The sequence below is a fragment of the Dyadobacter arcticus genome (assembly GCF_011762185.1).
In the GTDB taxonomy this organism is placed as follows: domain Bacteria; phylum Bacteroidota; class Bacteroidia; order Cytophagales; family Spirosomataceae; genus Dyadobacter; species Dyadobacter arcticus.
On sequence record NZ_JAASQJ010000001.1, the window covers coordinates 380550 to 401809 of the forward strand.

Consider the following 21260-nt stretch of genomic DNA (forward strand, 5'->3'; position numbering starts at 1 on the left):
ATTAATCTTTCAACTTCACATCTCCGTAAGTAGAATTCACGGTTATCTTGGTACCAGATCCTGTCCCAATCTTACCCTGGTACTGCCTCACTTTGTAAGACTTGTTATCCTTGGCGGGTTGCACTGAGAAATTAACATTGCTTGCCGGATAACTAAAATTACCGTATGTAACGGTTACATTGAATTGGTTGGCTTCTGCGGGTAATATGATGGAAGAATAAGCCGCCTGAATATCCACATTCTGAGCAGAATTGGTCAGCTCATTAATTTTAAAGTTTCCCGAATAATTCAGTTTTATCTTTCCTGAGCCACGAATTGTTCCAATTTTAGCCCCGGAATAGTCTATATCTGCATCCAGGTTAATGACATCACCAATGTTGAGCTCACCAAATTTGTTATTGATCAGCACATCCTTCACAAGGTCCAATGTCAGATTGGAGTATTGACATTCCATCTTACCCCCATCCATTTTACCGATTTTTGCGCTGCCGTAACTGATATCAATGTTGTTGTCGGCATTGTCCAGCAGCGTTGCCACAAAGCTGCCGTATTTGGAATTAACAGTCAATGGTGCATGGAAAGTCGGGATATCCGTGTTCCCAAATTTGTTACGAACGATCAGTGCATTCTCTTTGGGCATGTACACTGTGTAATCGATTTGAATGTAGTTTTTCTCTCCTTTTCTATTGTTCCATCCATTATTGCCGAACCTGCTCCTGTCAATATGCGTGGTCAGGCTGATCTGGTTTTTAACCCGTTTTTCGTCGATATTAATCGCTCCCAGATAGTCAGATGCTTTATCATCAGAAGGCGCATTGGCAGTAATAATAATCTCAACTTTAATTTCCTCCTTGCTCCAGAGATTGATTTTTACCTGCCCAAACTGATTGTCCACCACCAGCAAATCGCTGCTTTTTACATCAAATACCTTTACAATATTTCTCCGTTTCTCAATCAGTCCGTTTTGCTCGGATCCCGGATCTTCGCAACAAATATTTATTGCTGATACGACCTGTGGCAGCAAAACTGCCAGACTAAATAACAGGTGTATTACTGTTCTCTTTATCGTTGTCATTTTTCACTTTATTAATGCGTTGCAAAATATCTAACTGTTGGTTGAGAAGATCAACCTGCCACTGTAAGTTCTGGACCATGGCTTCCAGTAATGCTTCCTGGTTAGGAGCATCCGATAAGTTGGAGCGCAGGTTTCGATAACTCGCCTCCAAGCTTTCCAAATCAGCAGCGAAATCTTTGTAAACCTCCGGATTATTCCGGGCCAGCTTAATGATTTCCTCTCTTTTTTGGTCTATTGCAACATTGTACTGATTGAATTCTCGGGCGTAGGTAGGGACTTTTAAAGCTACGCGCGGGTCACGGGTAATGCCGTACTCATTGTTGAGGTATGCCAAAAACCCTATTCCCAAGGCCAGGAAGACACCAGCGGCAATCCGCCAGTCAAAATAAGGGCTGCTTAATCGCCTAATTTTTTTTTGGGATTTCTCGGGAACTACCGGAAACTCATTATGAAGTTGGCTTTCAATCTGGCTCCATAAAGAATCTTGCGGTAATAAAGTATCAAATCCATCCCTGTTATCTCGCACAAACCGCTCCAATCGATCTTTTTTATCAGAAGAATTTTTCATAGATTAATAAACTTGTCATGTGTAAATAATTTTTCCAAATCAGTAAAAGTTAAAGTAAAAGACTAACTATCTGCTATTAAATGTCATTTGTAGTCACTAATTGTCATTTGTGGTCATTTATAGTCACTAGTCGTTTTATAAAAAGTACAATGAATGACTACTAATGACAATCAATGACCATATCTGACTATTTCACCGTACCAGCATCTCCGCCAACTTCCTTTTCGCTCTCATATATTGCGTTCTCGAAGTGGTTTCACTGATCCCAAGCACCTCGCCGATCTCCTCATGATCATACCCTTCGAAAAGGTAAAGACTTAAAACAACCCGATATCCATCCGGCAACCTTTGAACTGTATTTCTAATCCTTTCGACCTCCAATGTCGTATCACTCTCATCCAGTCCAAACGAATCCTCATTGCGGTCACTCCTCTCCAACGTCTCCTGAAACTCATCAATTTCAACCCATTTAACTTTTCTGCTCCTCATATGGTTGATCGCCTTGTTCACAACAATCTGTTTCAGCCAGGCGCCAAAAGTTGATTGTTGCCGGAACTGATGGAGATTTGTGAATGCATCCACAAATGCCTCCTGTAAAGCATCTTCCGCCTCACCCATATGGTTCAAAATCCGCATGCAAATGTTGAACATTGCCTTGGAGTAATGCTTGTACAACTCATATTGTGCCTTGCGCTCCCCGAGTTTACAACGCTCCACCAGATCGACATGCCGGTCGGGATAAATTTGTGTTTTCAAGCAGAAGGTTTAGATTTTGAACGTTCTGAGGTAAAGACAGTAGTTAAGAATACATGTTGCACCATACATTCAACTTTTTCCAAAAAATTCCCTCCCGAACAAAGAGTCAACATGGTTTGTTGTTAAAAAAGGCCGGTGTTTCTTTGAATATTGGTATTAAAATATCCTATTTTGTTAAAAAGCAATCTACCAATTTAGTAAATGAAAACGTTTAACATTCCTGATTTTTACCGGAGCCGGATCATTACCCCGATCAAGGAATTCCGTCGTAAAAATGACAAGCTGAAACGTGATTATGCGCCTACATTGCTGGATTTCGGGCCTGTTCAGTTTTTGATCGCACGCCATTTTGGATTTTGTTATGGGGTTGAAAATGCGATTGACATTGCATACAAAGCAATCTCTGAAAATCCGGATAAACGCATTTTCCTGCTTAGTGAAATGATTCACAACCCGGATGTTAACCGGGATCTGGTCGATAGAGGCGTGCGGTTTATTATGGATACCAAAGGAAATCAGCTCATTGGCTGGGAAGAACTTACTAATGAGGATATTGTCATCGTTCCGGCTTTTGGAACAACCATTGAAAATCAGAAAAAACTGACTGAGCTGGGCATTAACTCATTTGTTTACGATACCACCTGCCCATTTGTAGAAAAAGTATGGAACCGCGCTTCGCAGATCGGTGAGAAAGATTATACAATCATTGTTCACGGCAAACCTAATCACGAAGAGACGCGGGCCACTTTTTCACACAGCAAGGAAAATGCGCCAACCGTTGTGGTCGAAAACATGGCCCAGGCGCAGCAACTGGCAAAATTTATGATTGGCTCTGAGCCATCAGCCCATTTTTTCCAGGATTTTCAGGGTCAATATTCTTTGGGTTTTGATCCGGACAAGGATTTAAAAAGAATTGGCGTGGTGAATCAGACAACAATGCTTGCTTCTGATACTCAGGGCATTGCTGATTTTTTGAAAAATACGATGATCAGGCATTACAGCCTCCGCCCGGAGCAGGTTGAAGAACATTTTGCAAATACACGCGACACACTTTGCTATGCAACCAATGATAACCAGGATGCGACTTATGCATTGCTAACCCACGAAGCTGATTTAGTGGTCGTTGCGGGAGGTTATAACAGCTCCAATACCTCACATCTGGTAGAACTTTGTGAGCAAAAAATGCCGACTTACTTTATTGAATCCGTCAATAAGATCCTGGATAAACAATTGGTCCGGCATTACGATCTGCACCTGAAAGAAGAAATGGTAACCCAGCATTATCTGCCCGACAAATCGCCCGTCCGCATTATGCTAACCTGCGGCGCCTCCTGCCCGGACGCAGTTGTTGAAGCCATTTTAATTCGCCTTGTGTCTTTTTTCGAAGGCGCCAGACCTGTAGAAGAAGTAATGCAGGCTTTTTAATTAAAATAGCCGTTAAAACAGCATATACAACCTTTCACTCATTTAGAATTAATATCTCAAGCGATGTGACTTATAAAAGTTAAATTAGATGGATGGTTTTTTGTCATAAAAATCATCCGTTTTTTTATATGCCCATCTTTATGAAACTGATCTCTTCTACATCCATTTTTTGCCTCTTGTTCGTTTCCTGGCTGCTCAATAGCTGCTCAACTTTAAACGAGATCCGCATTGCCGGAACCAATTTTACCGATGAAATCAGCCAGTCTCAAAACCTAGTTTTTACCTTTAACAAAGACCTGGTTTCCAACGCAGAACTTAACAGCTGGGACTCTACCCAATATGTTCGATTTGAACCCGCGGTAAAAGGAAAATTCAAATGGACAGCCCCCAATGAACTGATTTTTTCTCCCATTGCAGGATTTAGCGCCGCAACCGCATATAAGGCGCAACTGACCAATTTCCTGACCGAAAAAGCGGACAAAGAGAAAAAACTGGATGTTTCGAAAGATCCCATTGATTTCCACACCCCTTACCTACAATTAACCACCATTGAAAGCTGGTGGGCGCTTTCGCAGGAATCTAACCGGCAGGAGGCGAGACTGCGGCTTACTTTTAATTACCCGGTCGACCAGCAGAACGTGGCGGAAAAACTGAAAGTGATGGAAGCTGATAAATCGCTTAATTACAAGATACTACCTTCCACAGATGAAGAATCGATAGTCATATCCATCGAAAATACGGGCAAAGCTGATAACAATCCGGTTCCGTTGAGCATTGCAATTGAGAAAGGGCTAAAAATTCCAAATACTGCTTACACAAGCCAGGAAGCTTTAACAAAAACAACCAGCCTGCCTTCACCGCTCCATTTGGAAGTTGTTGACATTCAGACAGGTTTTGAAAACAATTCAGGCTATACCCGCATCATTACCACCCAGGAGCTGGACCGTGAAAGCATTGCTACCGGATTTACCATCAGCCCGGAAATCGCCCTGCAAATCGAGCCTACCGAAAATGGTTTTATCATTCGTGGTGAGTTTAATGAAACCGAGACTTATGCCTTGCAGGTCAATAAGACGCTCAAAGGAGTGCTTGGCCCATTTCTGGAAGAAGAGGTTTCCCGTGACTTGTTCTTTGGGAAAATGCCTGCTGCCATCTCTTTTGCCAATAAAAAGGCGGTTTACATGTCGACAAAAGGCTCCAAAAATATTGGCGTGCAGATTGTTAACATTCCAAAGGTGCAGGTAAAGATTTCGAAAATTTATGCCAATAATATCCTGGGTTATATCCGGAACAACCGTTGGGATGACTATTCCTACGTCGGAGATGAGTGGAAAGCAACCGGGGCATATCAATATAGTGACGATGCCGAAAGCAATTTTAGTGATGTGCTGGTTGATAAAAGCGTTGAAACTGAAAACCTTCCAAAAAGCAAAGGTATTTCGGCACTGAATGTTGCATTGCCCGAAGACAATCAACGCCGCGGCGTTTACCTGGTTTCGGTGAACTCAAAAGATGAAGCCTATCTGAGTGCGTCAAAGCTCGTTTCCATATCGGATATCGGACTCATCACCAAGCAAGGCAAGGACGAGATTTGGGTTTTTGCCAATTCAATTAAAACGAATGAGCCGATCGCTGATCTTGAAATCACGCTCATTAGTTCCAATAACCAAGCAGTACATACATTCACCACCGACGGAAAGGGTGTAGGTTATGTTGAAAAATTGGGTGAAAAAGCGCCTGGCTTTAAAATTGCCATGATTACGGCGAGCAATAAGGATGATTTCAACTACCTCATTCTCAATGACACACAAGTTGAAACTTCCCGATTTGAAGTTGATGGTTTGCGGGATAACACATCTGGTTTCCAGGCCTTTATTTATGGTCAACGTGACATTTACCGGCCAGGGGAAACAATGCATTTCAATACCGTGCTGCGGACCCAAAGCTGGCAGACGGCGCGTGAAATTCCTTTAAAATTACGTCTGGTGACCCCAAATGGCAGGGAATACCGAACCTGGCGAAAAACAACCAATGAGCAGGGAGCCGTCGAAACTGAAATCCCAATGGACGCTGCGGTTCTTACGGGCACTTATGTGTTGGAGGTTTACAATGCCAACGATCTGTTGCTTGCTTCTCAGGCCGTGAGCGTAGAGGAATTTATGCCCGACCGCATTAAAGTTGATTTGAGCGGCGCTGCTACCGAATATGTATCCGGCGCAAATGTCTCGCTGACAGCCACCGCGCTTAATTTATTCGGGCCTCCGGCAGCTAACCGGAATTACGAAATGGAGTTCCAGTTAAAGCGAAAGGGCTTTTTTGCCAAATCTTTTCCAGAATTCACCTTCGATATTCCCGCCGAAACGACTTTCGAGCGTGATAGTCGGCAGGGTGTGACGAGTGAACAAGGCCAGGCAACCGAAAAATTTCTATTGGCGGCTGGTCTCAAAGATATTGGTGTTCTGGAAGGTAAAATTTACGTTACTGTTTTTGATGAGAATGGTCGACCCGTTAATCGTTTGCAGCGTTTTGATGTCATTACCCAACCTGTATTTTACGGGATCCGTCTTCCCGATTCTTATGTTGGGGTTAATGCGCCAGTTCCCATCGAGTTAGTCGGAGTTAATAGTAAAGGTGTGTTAAAAGGCGGCATTTCGGCGAGCGTGGAAGTTGTCCGCATTGAATATCAGACGGTTGTAGAGAAAAAATATGAACGCCTCCAATACACTTCACGCAAAAGCGAAAAAGTGGTGTATTCTAATTCTCTAAAAATGACAGCTGGGCGCGGATCATTCCAATATGTGCCCACAGTATCGGGAGAATACGAAATTCGTGTTCGCAGGCCAGGGGCGGAGCACTATTCGCTCGCTAATTTTTATGCTTACGGATATGGCTATACTCAATACTCATCCTTTGAAGTAAGCAATGAGGGAAGGGTTTTGATGGAGACGGATAAGGATAAATACAAAGTTGGAGAATCGGCGAAGGTTTTGTTCAAAACACCGTTCGATGGAAGGCTTCTGATTACCGTTGAGCGCAATAATGTATTGGAGCAACATATCCTGACCACCGAGAAAAAAGCAGCAGAATTTAAACTGGACATTAAGGAAGTACATTTGCCGAATATATTCATTACCGCGACTTTGATCCGCACCCTGGACGCTTCGGACATTCCCTTAACCGTAGCCCACGGATTTACCCCCATTTTCGTAGAAGATCCCAATCGCAAATTGCCTGTAACGATTACTGCAATTGAAAAATCCAGATCGAAAACCAAACAACAGATCCGGATTAATACAGCTCCCAATGCGCAGGTTACCCTGGCCATTGTGGACGAAGGAATCCTACAAATTAAGAATTCAAAAACGCCAGACATTCACGGCCTTTTTTATCAAAAACGGGCACTGGAAGTTACCAGCCATGATTTGTATGCTCAATTATTTCCCGAATTGAAAATCACAGGAACTTCCAGCTTTGGCGGGGATGGTTATGATCTTGAAAGAAGGATTAACCCGCTTAGTAACGGGCGAACTGAGCTGGTATCGTTTTGGAGCGGCATTTTAACTGCAAATGGAAGTGGAGAAGTGAATTTTGATATCAACATTCCACAATTCAGCGGCGACCTGCGGATTATGGCTGTTGCTTATAAGGATAATGCGTTTGGCTCTGCTACTGGCAATATGAAAGTGGCCGATCCGGTAGTGATCAGCGCAGGCTTGCCGCGGTTCCTGAGCCCGGGCGACGATTTTATACTTCCTGTCAATATCAGTAACACCGAGAAAAAACCGGCGGAGGCTATTGTATCATTACAGTTATCGGGTCCGCTTGCGGCAGGACAAGCGCCAGCGACCCAAAAAATAGTCATCCCGGCAGGCAAAGAATCCAGGGCGATATTTTCCGTTAAGGCCGTACAAGCCATTGGTCTAGGCAAGATAATTGTCAAAGTAAATGCCTTCGGAGAAACATTCGTAAACCAGACCGAACTGACGGTCCGTCCTGCATCACCACTTCTCAAAACAAGCTCGTCCGGATTGATCGCTGGTGAAAAACAGGGGATGATTGATCTTTCATCCTCATTTATTCCTGCCACTACCCGCAGCCAGGTTATTTTGAGCCGATCACCCCTGGTTCAAGGCGGAGGGAAAGCACTTTCAACATTGTTAGGATATCCTTATGGCTGCCTTGAACAAATCGTTTCAAAAGCATTTCCTCAAATCTATTTTGCTGATCTTGCCAAGGCGATGGCTGCTCCGGTTTATACTGTAAAAACGGGTGAAAGTGACTTCAACCCAATGACGAATGTGCAGCAGGCCATCAGGAAGATAGAATCGCAACAACTTTTCAATGGCGGAATGGTTATGTGGCCTGGCAGTACCGTGGAAGATTGGTGGGCAACGGCTTATGCAGTTCATTTTCTGGAAGAAGCGAGAGGGGCTGGTTTTGAAGTCAATGCTCAAAGCGTTAGCCGGGCGATTGATTACCTGACCCTACAAACCGGCACCACTGCCAATCGCGAGGTAATCATTGCCAGCACAGGATCAGGTCTTGGTTATGAAGGCCAGCCGTCATCAGGATCACAGGTTAGAAAGACCGTTGCGCGACGTGAGGCGATCTATTCACTTTACGTATTGGCATTGAACGGACGTCCAAACAGGGCTTCAATGAATTATTACAAACAAAATCCGAACCTGCTGACATTAGATTCCAGATATCTACTGGCGGGAGCATTTCAGCTGACCGGAGACGCCAGAAGTTTCGCCTCCCTACTTCCCAAAACATACGTAACGGAAACCAATAAAACCTATTTCGATAATAGCTATGCATCGCCCCTTCGAAATATAGCTTTGGTATTGAACACTTTGCTCGAATCTGACTCAGATAACCTGCAAATTCCGATTATAGCAAGGCAATTATCAAAAGCAATTGCGTCTACCTCTTACCTCAATACGCAAGAGGCAGCGTTTGCGGTGTTAGCACTTGGAAAAATGGCAAAGAAAGTTTCCGGATCGACGGTTACTGCTACTGTTTCGGCAAATGGCAAAAACCTATCTGCATTTTCTGGCAAAGAAGTCAAAATCTCCAAAGGGATTGTCAATCAAAAGCTGCTAGTGAAAACACAGGGCAAGGGGGATCTTTATTGGTTCTCACAATCAGAAGGAATGTCTGCGACAGGAAGTTATGTAGAAGAAGATCAGGGACTTAGCATTAGAAGACAATTCCTCACGAAAGCCGGCACGCCGGTACAGGCATTTCACCAGAATGACCTTGTCGTTGTAAAACTGACGTTAGCCAGCACAAATGGGTTACCTATCGAAAACATTGTAGTTACTGATTTGCTTCCTTCCGGTTTTGAAATCGAAAACCCAAGAGTAACCGAGCCAAGGGATATGCCGTGGATAAAAGATGCGGCCGTTCCTAAATATTATGACATTCGTGACGATCGGATCCACTTTTTCACAACCGCCAACACGGCCGAAAAATCGTTTTACTACCAGGTTCGCATTGTGTCCAAAGGTACATTCACCGTCGGTCCGGCAGCAGCTGACGCCATGTATCAGGGAGAGTACCGAAGCTATTCGGGTGGAGGAAAAATTACAGTAGAGTAATGTTTAAAAAGAGAAAGAGCGCAAAATAAGTCCACCCACGATGGCTCCCGCAATGGGGGCCACAACGGGTATCCAGCCATATCCCCAATCCGAACCTCCTTTATTAGGAATTGGCAAAATAGCATGCGCTATCCGGGGACCCAGGTCACGAACCGGATTAATCGCATAACCGGTTGTTCCTCCCAGGGATAATCCAATGCTCCAGACCAGCAGACCCACCAGATAAGGCGTTACACCCGATGGAATGCCACCCTTATCAGGATCAGAAGTACCTGCATAACCAATCGCAACAACGCCAACGATCAGCAATAGGGTAGCGATGAATTCGCTGAGAAAGTTAGGCCCGACGCTCCTGACAGCCGGGTCAGTGGCAAAGCAAGCCAATTTTGCTCCTCCATCTTCTGTTTCCTTCCAATGAGGGAAATATTGCAGCCAAACCAGTATCGCACCAAGAAATGCTCCGATCAGTTGCGCAGGGATGTAGGTGGTGATTTGGCTATAATCATTCCTTAAAACCGCAAATCCGACGGTTACCGCCGGATTCAAATGTGCGGCTGCGCTTCCGAAAGCATTTGCAACAAAAATTCCGATCATTACGGCAAAACCCCAGCCAGCGGTGATCACGATCCAACCGGCACTTTCACCCTTCGTTTTTTTGAGTACTACATTGGCGACAACGCCATTACCAAGTAATATAAGAACCATAGTCCCGACGAGTTCTCCGACAAAAGGGGAAGGCTGCATAAGTTAAAAATGAGGTTGAATGAGCGAATATGCGAATAGTTTTATAAATTCTGATACAAATCCCAAAAAGAATATTTCCCATTCTTTTTACCAATTTAACACGCTGAATTCTACTAACTTTGCCTGATAATCAATTTGAGTATTGAAAATCATGTCATTAAATCAACTTACGGCCATCTCTCCTGTTGATGGGCGCTACTACAAACAAGTATCTGAGCTTTCGGCTTATTTTTCTGAGTATGCCCTGATATATTACAGAGTTTTCGTTGAAATAGAATATTTCATTGCACTCTGCGAGCTTTCTCTCCCCCAATTAGCCGAATTTGACAAGAAAAAATACCCTGCTCTCCGAAAGATTTATGAAGATTTCAACGAGGAGAATGCACTTCATATTAAAGACATTGAAAAAGTTACCAATCACGATGTTAAGGCGGTAGAATACTTCCTTAAAGAGCAGTTTGAAAAGCTTGAAATCGAGTCTTATCAGGAATTCATCCATTTCGCGCTCACTTCCCAGGATATCAACAATACGGCGATCCCGCTTTCGCTGAAAGATGCATTGGAGCGCCAGATCAAGCCACTTTTCCGGCAGGTACTTTTCGTTTTGAAAAGAATGTCGATCGAATGGAAAAATGTACCGATGCTTGCTTTCACGCACGGACAACCTGCGTCACCAACACGCGTAGGGAAAGAATTTTTAGTTTTTGTAGAGCGATTGGAACGTCAGCTTGAAATGCTGGACAAAATCCCACATTCCGCCAAGTTCGGGGGCGCAACCGGTAACTTTAATGCGCACCATGCGGCTTACCCGAAACAAGATTGGATGGCTTTTGCCAATCATTTTGTAGAAGGTTTAGGATTGAAGAGAAGCCGTCATACCACTCAAATCGAGCATTATGATAACCTGGCTGCAACATTCGACTGTTTAAAAAGGCTTAATACGATCCTAACTGATTTAAACCGGGATATGTGGACATACATTTCCATGGGTTATTTCAAACAGAAGATTAAAGCAGGTGAAGTAGGTTCTTCTGCCATGCCGCATAAGGTTAACCCAATTGATTTTGAAAATTCCGAAGGGAACCTGGGTCTTGCCACAGCATTATTTGAACATTTCGCAGCGAAACTTCCGGTTTCCCGCTTGCAGCGCGACCTGACCGATTCAACTGTTTTAAGAAACATTGGCGTTCCGCTGGCACATTTGGCGATTGCATTAAACTCCTTGCTAAAAGGATTAGGTAAAGTGGAATTGAATGGCGAAGTTCTTAAAGCCGAACTAGAAGAAAACTGGGCCGTGGTTTCCGAAGCAATCCAGACGATCCTGCGCCGCGAGAGTTATCCAAAGCCGTATGAAGCATTAAAAGAATTGACCCGAACCAACGAAAAGATCACCCACGATTCCATTTCGCGGTTTATAGAAACATTGGACGTTCCCGAACAAATTCGCGAAGAACTCCGCGCGTTAAGTCCTTTCAATTATTTGGGGGTTGTCGAAGAAGCGCATTGACCGACGGAGTAGGTTCGCCGGGTTTCCGCGGCAAACAAAAGGTCGAAATCGACTCAATACTTTCATTTAAATAAAAACCGCCTCAGATCAAATATCTGAGGCGGTTTTTATCTAAACAACGCCTTTATCAAATCGTTTCTTCCTGCCATTTTGGATTAACCACTTCTGGTTTTTCTTTTCTGAACCATTTATCCCTTATCCTTTCATTTACATAATACATACAAGGAACCATGACCAGGGTTAGGATGGTCGAGAATGTTAACCCAAATATGATCGTCCAGGCCAGGATATTCCAAAAGATAGAACTTGGCCCTCCCACAATCAGGTGAGGTTCCAGGTTGCGGAACAGACCGACAAAGTCGACCGTGATACCCAATGCCAATGGAACAAGACCCAGTACCGCCGCCGAAGCTGTTAACAATACTGGCGTCAGACGAATGGCCCCGCCTTCAATAATGGCCTCCCGCATTGGATAACCCCTTCCACGAAGCTCCTCGATAAATTCGATGAGCAAAATACCGTTCTTGACCACGATTCCGGCCAATGCAATGATACCCACACCAGACATAATGATGGAGAAATCCTTCTTGAATATGACAAAACCCAACAGTACACCGATTAGTGAAAGTACGATCGTGAAGAAGATGATAAATGGCTTAACGACGGAATTGAACTGTGTTGCCAGGATCAGGTAAATCAGCAGGATCGCTGCACCAAATGCAGTTCCCAAAAATGCCATCGACTCATTTTGCTCTTCCTGTTCACCACCCATTTTAATAATATAACCATTCGGTACTTCCATGTCAGCGATCAGTGTTTCGATCTGCGCTACAATCTCATTTGCATTGTAACCAGGCAATACGTCTGAGCCAAGCGTTACAATACGGGACTGATCCTGCCGGTTGATCTGGCTGAATGTGGTAGAATAATGTATGTCGGCGACCGAGGTAATGGGTACCTGCCGTAAAGCACCTCCCATAACCATATCGCGATAAACCACATTAAGGCTCAGCAGCTTTTCAATTTGTTCACGGTCGTCTTTTTCCAATCGGACCATGATCGGGTACTCATCCTTGTCATCCCTGAATTTGGAAACTTCAAGACCAAATAATGCGGTCCGCACTGCCAATGCTACTTGTTGAGAGCTAATTCCCTCCCGCTGCGCTTTTTCCCGGTCGATATCAATGACGATTTCGGGCTTGTTGGTTACCAGATCGGAACGAAGCTGATCTATACCCTCAATTCCTGACTGCTGAACGCGTTGCAAAACACTTTTTTCCAGTTTTTGAAGAGTAACAAAATCATCACCTGATATTTCAATGGAAATAGGCTTACCGGTTGGAGGTCCTACCGCCTCTCTTTCAACGGAGATCTCAGCGCCGGGAATTCCGGTTACCGCGTCACGTATTTTCCGCAATATCAGTTCTGATGAACGGCCGCCTCTTTCAGTTCCGTAAACAAAAGCAACGGTAACCTTCGACTTATGCGGTGTAGCAGCACGGTCGGGATTATAGGGGTCACCTGCGTTTTTACCCACATTGGCAATTACCGAATTGACCATATCCATTGCCTTTTCTTTTTCCAAAACAGCGAAAACCTTTTGTTCAATGACTCTGGTCACAGAGTCAGTTATTTTCGCATCTGTTCCAATCGGCATCTTGGCATACACATACACAAAATCCGGGTCGCCGCTTGGGAAGAAAAGTACTTTCGGCTGAACAATACCAGTAATGACGAAGGTTACGACCAGTAAAACGACCATCGAAACGATCATGACAACAGGTCTCCATCCTCTTAATAACCAGTCAATCAGCTTTCTGTAATTATTTTTCAATGCAGGTAACAAGCGATCCTGGAATGGTACAAGGATTCTTGGTGTCAGAATATAATGATTGAAAATCCAAAGGATTAATATGAATACAACAAAGTTTCCAATACCACGATCGATCAGATAACCTACCCCAGCAGCCACAGCTAAGATGATCAATGGCCTGCGGATTCCCTTAAAGCTGGTATCGTGCGCTTTCTTCTCATCGTCATGCCTTCCCATAAATGATACCGCAAAAACCGGGTTCATTACATAAGCTACGAAAAGGGAAGCACCCAGCGTTATAATTAGCGTGAGCGGCATAAACTTCATAAATTCCCCGACTATACCGGTCCAAAAAAGCAATGGAAAGAAGGGCGCAATGGTGGTAAGTGTTCCTGAAAGTACAGGAATAAATACCTCACCTGCCGCAGCTTTTACTGCTTGCTGAATGGTCCAATCCTTGTGGTTGTTAAAAAGCCTGTGAGTATTCTCAATTACCACAATTGCATCATCCACAACCAAACCAATACCAAGCAGGAATGCGAAAAGAACAATGGTATTCAATGTAAATTCGGTCCCTACCATTGGACCGATGATCGGCATCATTACAAATGCAACCAATGCAGATAGTGGAACTGACAAACCAACGAAAATGGCATCCCGGACGCCCATGAAGAACATCAGTACCATTACCACAAAGATGAAACCTAGTACGACGGTATTGATAAGGTCATGAAGGTCGGCCCTCGTCTGGATCGACGAATCCGCTGTGATTTTAACTTCCAGCCCGGACGGGAAGCGGTTTTCTCTGTAATCTGCGATCACATTTTCAATCTTATCCGCCGCTTCTACGAGGTTTTCACCGGAACGCTTGATGACATTCAGCGTGATTACGGACTTGTTGGCCAGACGCGCGAAATCTTGCTGCTCTTCAAAATCATCGATCACCTCGGCAACGTCCCCCAAGCGTATCGTCGCGCCGGTTGAGGTACGGATACGGATGTTAGACATATCTGCAACATTGGTATACTCACCTTTGACACGCAATGTCCTGCGCACGCCTTCCACATTCAGTTCACCGCCGGATACGTTGATATTCTCACCCTGCAAAGCAGTTTGAACGTCATAAAAGGTCAGTCCGGTCGATTTCATGCGGTCCAGATTTACATTGATCTGGATTTCGCGGTTCAATGCACCGAGGATATCCACACGCGTAATTTCTGGCAGCGCTTCTATTCCATCCTGCAGATCTTCGGCATATTGTTTAAGTTGTTTCAGAGAATAGTTGCCCGCAATGTTGACGTTCATGATCGGGAACTCTGAAAAGTTAACGTCCTGCGCAGTAGGGCCGGAGTCGAGGTTTTGCGGCAAATCTGTTTTGGCTTTATCCACCGCATCACGGACCCGCTGAAGTGCAACCTCGACAGGTACGTCGGGAGTAAATTCGACCAGGATTACAGAAACGTCCTGCAATGCATTAGACTTTACCTTTTTAACACCACTAAGAGACTTAAGTTGTTTCTCAATGGGTTTGTTAATGGTATTTTCTATATCAGCAGGCGCGGTACCAAAATAGACCGTGTTGATATAGATCTGCGGGATTTTGATATCCGGAAACTGTTCTTTGGGTAAATTGGTGTAAACCAAAAACCCAGCCAACGTGATGATAAACGTAAAGATGTAGATCGTTGTCCGGTTCTCTACGCACCAGTTGGTGAAGCCAAGGGTTTTATATTCCTCAAATTTCATAGATGCTAATTTTGAATGAGTGAATGAGTGAATGATTGAATGTCCACTCTTGTAGGATCAATAACTGATGGGCTGTCCGTCGGATACTTCCTGATAACCTAGAGTGATCAATTGATCTCCGGCAGTTAATCCCGAAAGGATTTCTATTTTTCCGTTGTAGCTCAACCCTGTTTTTACTTCCTTCGCTTTGGCGACTTTTTTGTTTCCTTCTGTCACCGCCACATACACAACATTGCCTTTCTCAGTGCTTTGGACAAAATTCTGGTCGATCGCTAATGCATTTTTGGCTGTTTGATCATTGATCTGGACGTTTGCCATCATATTAGGCTTTATATCCCTGTCAGAAGGAAGGTTTGCTTCAATAGTAAATGTCCTCGAAAGTGGGTCAACGGTTGTGCTGACGAATGAAACCTTGGCTTTAAACTCCTTTTTCAAGTCCGGGAATTTGACAATTACTTGGTCGCCCTTCTTAACGCTCGACGCATACGTATCGGAAACTTTTGCCAATACCTTCAAATTGCTAAGGTTTACGATCCGAACAACGCCAACACCTGGGGACGCCATTTCACCCACTTTCACATTGACCATATCTACCACTCCGGACATCGGAGAGACAATGTTTGTTTGAGAAAGCTGTGTATTTAAAGTACTCATCCTTCTCTCCAGCGATTCCTTATTATTCTTGGCCTGAATGAATTGTATCTCAGTGCCTATCTTCTGGTCCCAAAGGCTCTTTTGTTTTTCATAAAGCGTGTTTGCAAGGCTCATTTGTGTTTTCAGCTCCTCGACGGATTCTTTTAGGATACTGTTATCAACCCTGCCGATCACGCTTCCTGCTTTTACAAAATCTCCTTCTTTTACATACATCGCTACCACAGCACCTCCCGACTTCGGAGTTACCATAACATTGTTTTTAGCGTCAACAGAACCTTGAAGCTCAACATAGTGGCGGAAAGTTTCAGCGTCTAGGGTATCCACAGAAACTGGCTTCACTTTTGCCTCTATAACCTTATTCGGTTCGAGCTTCCCGATTTCAATTTCGAGTGCCTTGATCTTCTTCTCGTTTTCGACCCGCTCGGCTTTCAGCTTGGTCAATTCTTCTTTTTTACCTTCCACGCCTTCTTTCTTCTGTCCACCGCAAGAGGCGAGTATGGAGGCCAGAACCGCTATAAGCAAAATATGTTTTTTCATGGTATTAGTAAGTAGCTGTTTGAAGTTTTGTTTTCGTGTTGATTTCATTTTTCGGTATCGGTATAGAGTTCTCCTCTTGCCCTGCTTAGGTCCACTTTCGCAATCATCAGATCGTAAAGTGCCGTGAAATAATTGGTCTGGGCTTCCTTGAACGAAGATTCGGCATTGATCACCTCGATGTTGGAACCTACGCCTTCTTTGTATTTGATTTTCGAGACGCGGACGATTTCCTGGGCAAGATCAAGATTGCGTTTTTGCGTTTCGAGCGTTGCGAATGCGTTTTTGATGGTAATGCCAGCCTGATTGGTTTCCAGATCTATGGATTGTTTCAGGAGCGTCTGACTATTTTTCACTTTGTCAATCGCGATTTTCTTCTGTTCTATCTGGTATTTTTTGGTAAAGCCATCAAAAATCGGAACGTTAATTGTGACCGTCAGGACCGAATTATTAAACCATTTGGATCCGAACAAATCGGCGAAACTATCGCGTCCATTGTTATGACCGTAGCCCAACGATGCCGAAACATTTGGTAAATATCCTGCCCTGATGTTTCTGAGATCCAGGTCTGCCAATTTTCCCTGGGTATTCAATAGCGAATATTCGATTCGGCTTTCGTAAGACGTACCTAGTTGTGCGGTTGCGGTTTTAAGTGAATCGATGTTCACAGAATTGATATCGTCCGTAAGTTTGATCGGCTCGTCCGGAGGCATTGCCATTTGGTATTTAAGTAGGGCATAGCTTAGGTCGATCAGGTTTTGCACCTTCTGACGCTCGGTTTGCAGGTTATTAATCTGCACTTCAATCCGGTTGACGTCCAATAACTCTACAAAGCCAGCAACATTCATGGCCTTTGTCTCGATCATCAGCGAATCTACACGACTGATATTGAGATCAAGCAACTTGGCGCGTTCTTCCGCTACTTGCGCAGAATAATATGCCTTCGTTACTGCTTCGGCAACGGACACTTTGGAAGATGTAATGTTCTTCTGTGCCAGTTCGCGATAGGTAGCCGCTGCTTTCAAACCAATAAAATAGGAACCATTAAAAATTAATTGGCTTAATGTTCCAGATGCAGAACCCTGGTATTGTACCCCGAATTTGACGGCCACAGGCGGAGCATCTGCTGGCGCATTTGGATCGGCAAAGTTGGCTGGAAGGAAGAAACGCTGAATAATCAGGTTATCGGTAAATGTGAAATTACCATTAATCTGAGGCAAACCTGCTGCCCTGATCTCTCCAATACGCGCTTCGGCTGAATTAGCATCCAGTTGCGAGTTTTTGATATTCAAATTGTGTTTTATAGCATAATCTACGGCTTGGTCTAATGAGAAACTGCCGTCTTGCGCTCTTAAGGGGGCGAAACTGAGTAAAATCGCCAGCAGTAATAAGCCGCTGCGAAAGATTTGGTCATTTTTCATGGATATTGATTTCAAATGCTGATTTATCTTTTATGGTGTTATAGTATTCAAATCCTTTTTCTGACAGAATTCCCCTCAAAAAGTGAAGAAGGAATTGCATCTGGGTCCGCATCATGTCAAACTTTTTAGGCGGAAAAATATTCGGGTCAAACGCCATTACCACTTGTTCAATCCGTAGAAGGCAAAGTACCTCAACGTCAATGTCTTGTCTATAAAGGCCAAGCTCAATTCCCTGGATCAGGTTGTCACGGATGCTTTTAAGAACATATTCATGTTTATAAGTTTGGAACAATTCCCAGGCCGACGGATAATATTTTTTGAGATCATATAAAAGGGTAGGATTCATATTCGAAAGTGTGTCCCGCATCTGTGTTGATGAATACATCATCTGTTCAATGGGATTGGAGGCCTGCTCATCCAACTTTTGCATTTCGCATTTCTGCGATTTAATCTCGTCTTGAATTACGAGCGCGAGAATCGCTTCCTTGTCTGAATAATGCTGATAAATTGTCCTTTTTGATATACCCAAATCCTTGGCAATATCATCCATTGTGACGCTTTTGATTCCATAGCGCCAAAACAGATTACATGCTGATTTTATAATTCGATCTTTCACGTGGCAAATTTGAAATATTCGAATGATAAAAACTAAGAAAACTATGAAAATGTTTAAAGTTTTCTGAAAAGCGTTTGGATTGCTAACAGAAATACAGAATCAGTTAAAGCAAGTGTTATTATAATGTATTGTATATCAAACTTTTATTCCCTAATCCCACTTTGTATAGGCTTTCTTGCGAGTCAAAACACTAATGAACACTCCACATGGCAATTGTAATCACTCGAAACATGAATAGTATAATTTAAAGATATAGTATTTGAAAAGTGTGGTATTAAAGTATCGGATGTGTAACTAACCGGATCATTTTCGCTACATGATCAAACCTAAAAGTAGGGATGGCGACGGTGAGTGGTCAACAAAAAGATTATCAAACGGACTATTTATGGTATGAACTTGCCAAAACAGCCGATCAATCAATACGAAACGGGAATGATTTAGTAACAGACCGTGTTTGGAAATAACGCATATTGTGCCCAAATTTCGGGTCGTTTCGTTCTTTTCGTAACTCATAATTCACTTATTGCCATCGAGACCAATAAATCAATGAAAAGCAGCTACATTGACCTGATTCAGCAGACGTTCGAGTTTCCTACCATGGAATTTAATGTTGACAATAATGAATTGCTGTTCAACAATGTACCGTTGATGGACATCATCAAAGAACATGGTACACCTCTGAAATTAAACTATTTACCAAAGATCGGCGAGCATATTTACAATGCGAATATGTTTTTCCGGAATGCTTTCAAAAGGCATAACTACAAGGGCACCTATACCTATTGCTATTGCACAAAGTCTTCACATTTCAGTTTTGTATTGGAAGAAGCACTAAAACATAATATACATCTCGAAACTTCTTCCTCTTTCGATATTCCTATCATCCGTGAATTGTATCGCAGAGGAAAGGTTAATAAATCAACTTTTATTCTGGCTAATGGTTACAAGCTTCCCCGTTATACGCAATATTTAAGTGAGTTGATTAACGAAGGCTTCAATGTGATCCCCATCCTGGACAACCTGAAGGAAATTGAATCTTACGAGCAACAGGTCACCGCAGACACGGTCAATTTTGCGATGCGTATCGCAACGGATGAGGAACCGAATTTTGCCTTCTATACTTCTCGTTTGGGTATTCGTTATAATGATGTACAACAGCTTTACAAAGAGAAGATTGAACCAAATCCACGGTTTAAACTCAAAATGTTGCACTTCTTCATCAATACTGGGATAAAGGACAGTGCTTATTATTGGAGCGAGCTTACCCGGTTTATGTTTAAGTACTGCGAAATGCAGAAAATTTGTCCGGAGCTTGATTCGATCGATATAGGTGGCGGTCTTCCAATACAGACTTCGCTGCAAACTGGTTTTGATTACCAGCAGATGATCGATGAAATCATTGAAAATATCCAATGGATCTGCAACAAGAATAATGTTCCGGTTCCCCATATTTTTACAGAATTTGGCAGCTATACCGTCGGAGAAAGCGGAGCGGTAATTTATGAGATCATTGATAAGAAGTTGCAGAATGACAAGGAGTTATGGTATATGATCAATGGATCCTTTATCACTCAGCTTCCTGATTCCTGGGGCATGAACCAGAAATACATCATGCTTCCGATCAATAATTGGGATAGTCCTTATCAGAAAGTTAACCTCGGCGGCTTAACATGTGATTCCCAGGACTTTTATAATAGTGAGATGCACAGCGCCGATTTGTACATGCCTATTTTCGAGGAAGACTCGGAAAAGCAATACATTGGATTTTTTCATACGGGAGCTTACCAGGAGTCATTGGGCGGATATGGTGGCATTCAACATTGTCTGATACCGGCGCCAAAGCATGTGCTGGTGGATAGGGACGAGGAGGGACGCCTTACAACCCGTGTTTTTGCGGAAGAACAGAACAGTGATACCATGCTGAAAATCCTTGGTTTTAAAGACGAACCTTTCGTAGCAGCCGAAAGTAAAAAGAAAAAAGCAGGCGAGCCGGTGGAAGCTGAAGAAGAGCTGGCAGAAACAAAAATTTGATATTGCTTATAAAGTTCTTTGAATGAGTTCGTTATTAGTTCTGCTGAAACACTCATTCAAAGAATTTATTTTTATATTTTTGCGGTGACAAAATCTTATACGAACAGAAAAATGAAAAAGCTCATATTTCTTCTTGCCATTTGCGGAACCCTCGCCGCAGCTTCTTGCACCAAACATGCCTGCCCTGCATACGGCTCAGTTCAAAAAACGCAGCCCGCACCTTCGGTTAAGGCTTAATTAATATTACTCAATATTATTTTGGCAGCTTCTAATAAATTGGCTGCGAAAAAATCGCCTTTCGAAAGCTCAGTATCAGGAACAATGTGAATTGTTCTGACCCCCGCTTTTTTTCCTGCCTGCATATCTCCCTCCCGGTCTCCGATCATCCAGGATTGTTTGAAATCAATGTTATATTTAGCGGCCGCCTTTTCCAGCATGAGTGAACCAGGCTTTCTGGATAACGATGCCCCGGAATATTGCGGATGATAAGGGGAGAAATAAAGGTCATCCAGCGCATTGCCAGATACCTTCTGCATCTCTTGATGAATGGCATAAACCTGATTGTCAGTATATAACCCCTTTGCAATTCCAGCCTGGTTGGTGATCACAATCAATAAATACCCGGCTTCCTTTAACATTCTCAATGCTTCAACTACTCCCTCCGGAATAATCAGGTCTTCCAAATGATAGACATAATCCGGGCAATCTTCATTAAGTACTCCATCCCGATCCAGGAAAACGCATTTTGATTTTGAAAGGAACATAAT

Annotated in this window: 14 protein-coding genes; 5 read left to right on the forward strand and 9 right to left on the reverse strand. The window is 43.4% G+C overall.

The window, feature by feature from the left end; all coding sequences use genetic code 11:
- Position 1 precedes the first annotated feature (1 nt).
- The 3 genes from FHS68_RS01740 to FHS68_RS01750 all read right to left on the reverse strand — a co-directional run bounded on the left by FHS68_RS01740 (position 2) and on the right by FHS68_RS01750 (position 2399).
- Positions 2-1075, reverse strand: a complete 1074-nt coding sequence (locus FHS68_RS01740) for a hypothetical protein (RefSeq protein WP_229211739.1) — start codon at positions 1073-1075, stop codon at positions 2-4.
- Positions 1035-1643 carry a hypothetical protein gene (locus FHS68_RS01745; protein WP_167266679.1) on the reverse strand — a complete coding sequence of 203 codons (609 nt, stop codon included), beginning with the start codon at positions 1641-1643 and terminating at the stop codon, positions 1035-1037. Before FHS68_RS01745 ends, FHS68_RS01740 begins: the two co-directional genes overlap by 41 nt.
- A 192-nt stretch (positions 1644-1835) precedes the next feature.
- Complete coding sequence (locus tag FHS68_RS01750; RefSeq protein WP_167266682.1) at positions 1836-2399, reverse strand: RNA polymerase sigma factor; 564 nt, start codon at positions 2397-2399, stop codon at positions 1836-1838.
- A gap of 201 nt (positions 2400-2600) precedes the next feature.
- Between FHS68_RS01750 and FHS68_RS01755 the strand changes: the two genes are divergently transcribed.
- Positions 2601-3824, forward strand: coding sequence for a 4-hydroxy-3-methylbut-2-enyl diphosphate reductase (locus FHS68_RS01755; RefSeq protein ID WP_167266685.1), 1224 nt, complete (start codon positions 2601-2603; stop codon positions 3822-3824).
- A gap of 140 nt (positions 3825-3964) precedes the next feature.
- A complete protein-coding gene (locus FHS68_RS01760; RefSeq protein ID WP_167266687.1) occupies positions 3965-9427 on the forward strand; it encodes an alpha-2-macroglobulin family protein in 5463 nt (1820 codons plus the stop codon).
- Positions 9428-9430: 3 nt separating this feature from the next.
- On the opposite strand, the gene FHS68_RS01765 is transcribed toward FHS68_RS01760, so the two are convergent.
- Entirely contained in the window at positions 9431-10171 is a 741-nt protein-coding gene (locus tag FHS68_RS01765; RefSeq protein WP_167266690.1) for an MIP/aquaporin family protein, read from the reverse strand.
- A 151-nt stretch (positions 10172-10322) separates the two neighbouring features.
- On the opposite strand from FHS68_RS01765, the gene purB reads away from it, so the two are divergent.
- On the forward strand, positions 10323-11678 hold the full coding sequence (purB, locus tag FHS68_RS01770) for an adenylosuccinate lyase (protein WP_167266693.1): 1356 nt from the start codon (positions 10323-10325) through the stop codon (positions 11676-11678).
- 127 nt (positions 11679-11805) lie between these two features.
- On the opposite strand, the gene FHS68_RS01775 is transcribed toward purB, so the two are convergent.
- Genes FHS68_RS01775 through FHS68_RS01790 form a run of 4 tightly spaced genes read right to left on the reverse strand, consistent with a single transcriptional unit; the run spans position 11806 to position 18396 of the window.
- Entirely contained in the window at positions 11806-15237 is a 3432-nt protein-coding gene (locus tag FHS68_RS01775; protein ID WP_167266696.1) for an efflux RND transporter permease subunit, read from the reverse strand.
- A 57-nt stretch (positions 15238-15294) separates the two neighbouring features.
- Entirely contained in the window at positions 15295-16428 is a 1134-nt protein-coding gene (locus tag FHS68_RS01780) for an efflux RND transporter periplasmic adaptor subunit (RefSeq protein ID WP_167266698.1), read from the reverse strand.
- Between the two features lie 44 nt (positions 16429-16472).
- The gene (locus tag FHS68_RS01785) at positions 16473-17846 is read right to left on the reverse strand and encodes a TolC family protein (protein WP_167266701.1); all 1374 of its coding nucleotides are present in this window, start codon (positions 17844-17846) and stop codon (positions 16473-16475) included.
- Positions 17836-18396, reverse strand: a complete 561-nt coding sequence (locus tag FHS68_RS01790; RefSeq protein ID WP_229211740.1) for a TetR/AcrR family transcriptional regulator — start codon at positions 18394-18396, stop codon at positions 17836-17838. Before FHS68_RS01790 ends, FHS68_RS01785 begins: the two co-directional genes overlap by 11 nt.
- 612 nt (positions 18397-19008) lie before the next feature.
- On the opposite strand from FHS68_RS01790, the gene FHS68_RS01795 reads away from it, so the two are divergent.
- Both FHS68_RS01795 and FHS68_RS26525 read left to right on the forward strand, forming a co-directional pair.
- The gene (locus tag FHS68_RS01795; RefSeq protein WP_167266706.1) at positions 19009-20493 is read left to right on the forward strand and encodes a type III PLP-dependent enzyme domain-containing protein; all 1485 of its coding nucleotides are present in this window, start codon (positions 19009-19011) and stop codon (positions 20491-20493) included.
- Positions 20494-20604: 111 nt separating this feature from the next.
- A complete protein-coding gene (locus FHS68_RS26525; protein ID WP_262889567.1) occupies positions 20605-20730 on the forward strand; it encodes a hypothetical protein in 126 nt (41 codons plus the stop codon).
- Here the strand turns inward: FHS68_RS26525 and FHS68_RS01800 are convergent.
- Positions 20727-21257 (reverse strand): D-glycero-alpha-D-manno-heptose-1,7-bisphosphate 7-phosphatase, encoded by a 531-nt coding sequence (locus FHS68_RS01800; protein ID WP_167266707.1) that lies wholly within the window; start codon positions 21255-21257, stop codon positions 20727-20729. The genes FHS68_RS26525 and FHS68_RS01800 overlap by 4 nt on opposite strands.
- Between the last annotated feature and the right edge of the window lie 3 nt (positions 21258-21260).

Excerpts from the sequence above, each read along its gene's own strand:
- FHS68_RS01785 (WP_167266701.1), bottom strand. The coding sequence starts at position 17,846 with ATGAAAAATGACCAAATCTTTCGCAGCGGCTTATTACTGCTGGCGATT.
- FHS68_RS01790 (WP_229211740.1), bottom strand. The coding sequence starts at position 18,396 with ATGGATGATATTGCCAAGGATTTGGGTATATCAAAAAGGACAATTTAT.
- FHS68_RS26525 (WP_262889567.1), top strand. The coding sequence starts at position 20,605 with ATGAAAAAGCTCATATTTCTTCTTGCCATTTGCGGAACCCTCGCCGCA.
- FHS68_RS01795 (WP_167266706.1), top strand. The coding sequence starts at position 19,009 with ATGAAAAGCAGCTACATTGACCTGATTCAGCAGACGTTCGAGTTTCCT.
- FHS68_RS01760 (WP_167266687.1), top strand. The coding sequence starts at position 3,965 with ATGAAACTGATCTCTTCTACATCCATTTTTTGCCTCTTGTTCGTTTCC.
- FHS68_RS01800 (WP_167266707.1), bottom strand. The coding sequence starts at position 21,257 with ATGTTCCTTTCAAAATCAAAATGCGTTTTCCTGGATCGGGATGGAGTA.
- FHS68_RS01745 (WP_167266679.1), bottom strand. The coding sequence starts at position 1,643 with ATGAAAAATTCTTCTGATAAAAAAGATCGATTGGAGCGGTTTGTGCGA.
- FHS68_RS01755 (WP_167266685.1), top strand. The coding sequence starts at position 2,601 with ATGAAAACGTTTAACATTCCTGATTTTTACCGGAGCCGGATCATTACC.
- purB (WP_167266693.1), top strand. The coding sequence starts at position 10,323 with ATGTCATTAAATCAACTTACGGCCATCTCTCCTGTTGATGGGCGCTAC.
- FHS68_RS01780 (WP_167266698.1), bottom strand. The coding sequence starts at position 16,428 with ATGAAAAAACATATTTTGCTTATAGCGGTTCTGGCCTCCATACTCGCC.
- FHS68_RS01740 (WP_229211739.1), bottom strand. The coding sequence starts at position 1,075 with ATGACAACGATAAAGAGAACAGTAATACACCTGTTATTTAGTCTGGCA.
- FHS68_RS01775 (WP_167266696.1), bottom strand. The coding sequence starts at position 15,237 with ATGAAATTTGAGGAATATAAAACCCTTGGCTTCACCAACTGGTGCGTA.
- FHS68_RS01765 (WP_167266690.1), bottom strand. The coding sequence starts at position 10,171 with ATGCAGCCTTCCCCTTTTGTCGGAGAACTCGTCGGGACTATGGTTCTT.